At 56.5% G+C, this 2,064-nt stretch carries 5 protein-coding genes; all 5 read right to left on the bottom strand.

Annotated elements, in window-relative coordinates; genetic code table 11:
• Positions 1 to 19: 19 nt before the first annotated feature.
• The gene (locus ACTQ34_RS17795) at positions 20 to 952 is read right to left on the bottom strand and encodes a peptidoglycan recognition protein family protein (RefSeq protein ID WP_441364936.1); all 933 of its coding nucleotides are present in this window, start codon (positions 950 to 952) and stop codon (positions 20 to 22) included.
• Positions 953 to 956: 4 nt separating this feature from the next.
• The gene (locus tag ACTQ34_RS17790; protein ID WP_441364935.1) at positions 957 to 1,226 is read right to left on the bottom strand and encodes a phage holin; all 270 of its coding nucleotides are present in this window, start codon (positions 1,224 to 1,226) and stop codon (positions 957 to 959) included.
• The gene (locus ACTQ34_RS17785) at positions 1,223 to 1,462 is read right to left on the bottom strand and encodes a hypothetical protein (protein WP_441364934.1); all 240 of its coding nucleotides are present in this window, start codon (positions 1,460 to 1,462) and stop codon (positions 1,223 to 1,225) included. The genes ACTQ34_RS17790 and ACTQ34_RS17785 overlap by 4 nt, the downstream gene beginning before the upstream one ends.
• 50 nt (positions 1,463 to 1,512) lie before the next feature.
• Entirely contained in the window at positions 1,513 to 1,761 is a 249-nt protein-coding gene (locus ACTQ34_RS17780) for a hypothetical protein (protein WP_441364933.1), read from the bottom strand.
• A gap of 63 nt (positions 1,762 to 1,824) precedes the next feature.
• The coding region (locus ACTQ34_RS17775; RefSeq protein ID WP_441364932.1) for a putative ABC transporter permease at positions 1,825 to 2,064 on the bottom strand (240 nt) is incomplete at its 5' end.

Here is a 2,064-nt window from a genome sequence, read left to right as displayed (position 1 = left end):
GTGTCCAAATTGAACACCGTTATTTCATTGCGGCCGCGAGCTTGGTCACCAGCTCGTCGCCGTACTTATACTTGCGCATATACGCAATCGTCTGCTCCTCCAGCCCACAGGTCTCCTGCAGCGTGTCAATCGCGTCCTGTACGGCCTCGTCCCTGTCCGGCACAAACGCACGGCACTGCGGCGCGGTCATGGCAGGCAGCTGACGCGCCGCATCGAATACAACGTCATACCCCGCCTGCGAAAGCGAGCGCATCTTCACAAAGTTGTGCCCATCCTTCTCAATGCATTCGCATTTGTACTCTTTGCCGTCCACCAGCACGGTTTTCTGCTCTATCACTTCGTCGTCCTCCTCCTCCTGATAGCTCCCGTTCATCGCCGCCATCAGCAGCGGCTTGAGACATTTGTCATAGCTGGCGCGCGTGTTGCCGCCGAAAAAAGCCGTGCCCGGACAGGTCTTGCACGACTTGCCGGCGATGTATGTACCGAGGCTCGTGCCACCCTCTGTCCACCATGCGTGATAGGTGACGCCGCTCTCCGGACTGAGTCCGAACTTTTTAAGCAGTGCCGCAGTCACGCGCACGATTGCATCCTTGTGCGCATCGGTCATGGTATCGCCGCCAACGTCGAAATTGCCGATGTTCTCAATGCAGATACCGTTGGTATTTGCGCCAACGCATCCGGCGGGCGCGGTATTCAGGCTGCGGCCAGTCATGACCTGCCCGTCCGGGAAGATGGTCAGATTCTGCGCGATGTCGGCATAGCCAATGCTCAGATGATAGCTTTTCATGTTGCTCTGCAACGTGAAGTGGTTACTGCCGTTAAACTGCGCGTAGGCAGGCGACCATGTGTGATGCAGCTGCACCAATTGGATGCCGCGTGTGACGCGCTGCGACGCGATCCAGTTCTCAAACTCGGCGACAGTCATCAGCGTAAATCCGCATTGCGTTTTCATATCCTCACCCCTTTTTCGGTGCTTCATATGTCTTTGCATCTGTGCTATCCTTCAAACCGCTGGTCGTCGGGTCGTTGAGCGCGTTCCAGATGTTGGATGCGATCAGAAACAGGCAGTACGGATTTTTCATCGTGCCGATGATCACATCCAACAGGCCGCCCCATGTCGTGATATCGGCAGCGGTCAGACCCGCATAGGCCAGCGCCGTTGCAAACGCACCAACGATGATCTGTACCCAAAATACCGGGTTTTTGATTCTAACTGTCAAATTCATGTGTTATCCTCCTTCTCCAAGTCCTCAATGCGGTGGTTGGCCACGCGGATACGCTCGTCCAGTACAGCATAATCCTGCTCCAGCTTATAGGTGCGAGAAATCAGATTGTTATGCGTCTCCACCTTTTTCTCGAGCTGCTTAATGCGATACTGTGTGACCGATCCGGTCACATAGATGCCCGCGAACGTACCTGCCAATGTGCCGAGCAGACTCATTGCGGCAATGATGATTTCCACATTCATAGTAAGGTGGGGCGGGTTCTACCCGCCCCGTCACCTCCTCCCGCTTACAGGCCGAGCAGCTTTCTGTCGGCCGCGCTCAGTAGCTCCGGCACGCCGGTCTGTACGCTGCGCCAGTGCTTGTACTGCGCGCGGGCGAGGTCATTGTGCTTCAGGCCGTGCTTCTTGTCGTACTTGTCGAGGCACGCGCCGATGTCGCCGCCCATGGACTTGACTTCCTCATGGTTCTGGATGTAGATGTTGTTCTGGTACATATTTTTTACTTCCTTTCCGGCCGTTTGGCCAACATATTTCATAAACGGGGTGGTTTACTCCGTTTTTTGCCGTCGTTTGGTCATACACGCATAGGCATCACCCCCTCAATGTTTCAGCCATGCCGCCAGCCGGTGCAGGGCGTTCTCCAGCCACACGGCCGCCGCGCTGAGGAAAAACCACGCGACCGCGAACGACAGGCACACCTGCCCCCAGAGATTCAGCGGCATGTCGGAATAGTCCCACACATTCCAGCCGAGCCAGCGGTTGACCACCAGCCCCACCAGCAGCTCCAGCACAGTCACGATCATTGCGCCCTCCAGCATTTGCAGCCACAGCGGCGGGTG

This window comes from Agathobaculum sp. LCP25S3_E8 (assembly GCF_052117165.1).
GTDB lineage: Bacteria > Bacillota > Clostridia > Oscillospirales > Butyricicoccaceae > Agathobaculum.
The sequence above is the reverse complement of the archived record's forward strand: the minus strand, read 5'-3'. Positions and strand labels throughout refer to the sequence as shown.

Excerpts from the sequence above, each read along its gene's own strand:
- ACTQ34_RS17795 (WP_441364936.1), bottom strand. The coding sequence starts at position 952 with ATGAAAACGCAATGCGGATTTACGCTGATGACTGTCGCCGAGTTTGAG.
- ACTQ34_RS17790 (WP_441364935.1), bottom strand. The coding sequence starts at position 1,226 with ATGAATTTGACAGTTAGAATCAAAAACCCGGTATTTTGGGTACAGATC.
- ACTQ34_RS17780 (WP_441364933.1), bottom strand. The coding sequence starts at position 1,761 with ATGAAATATGTTGGCCAAACGGCCGGAAAGGAAGTAAAAAATATGTAC.